This is a genomic window from Micromonospora sp. LOL_024 (assembly GCF_048060415.1).
Taxonomy (GTDB): domain Bacteria; phylum Actinomycetota; class Actinomycetes; order Mycobacteriales; family Micromonosporaceae; genus Micromonospora.
On record NZ_JBHMIS010000206.1, the window covers coordinates 1 to 384 of the forward strand.

Annotated in this window: 1 protein-coding gene; it reads left to right on the forward strand. The window is 67.2% G+C overall.

The genetic code is table 11. The features are described 5' to 3' along the window. Positions 1 to 125: 125 nt before the first annotated feature. Positions 126 to 384, forward strand: a 259-nt coding sequence (locus tag ACFHWY_RS28900; RefSeq protein WP_416583388.1) for a helix-turn-helix domain-containing protein, incomplete at its 3' end; no start/stop codon positions are given.

The following is a 384-nucleotide window of genomic DNA, read 5'->3' on the forward strand; positions in this document are numbered from 1 at the left end:
GCGCTGTCCGGGCCGGGTACCGTCGGTGGTGGACCGGTCGCCGGTTGTCGTGCTGGCTGCCTGTCCCATCTGGTCGTTCGAGAGGGATCGTTGTGCCTCGCCTAGCCATACCTGCTGACCCGTCGGTGGGTGAGCGTATCCGGGCCCGGCGCGAGTTGCGTGGCTGGAGTATCCGGTACGCCGCGAGTCGCGCGGGTATCTCGCATACGACGTGGTCGCGGATCGAACGTGGTGTTCAGCGTACGGATCGGTACATGGTGGTCGATCTGGCCGCGGCCCTGGAGTGTTCGGTCCTCGACCTCACGGGGCAGCCGTACACGCCGGCTGATCGGCAGCTTGATGGTGCGCGTATCGACGCCGAGCGGGTATGGCGGGCGATGATGG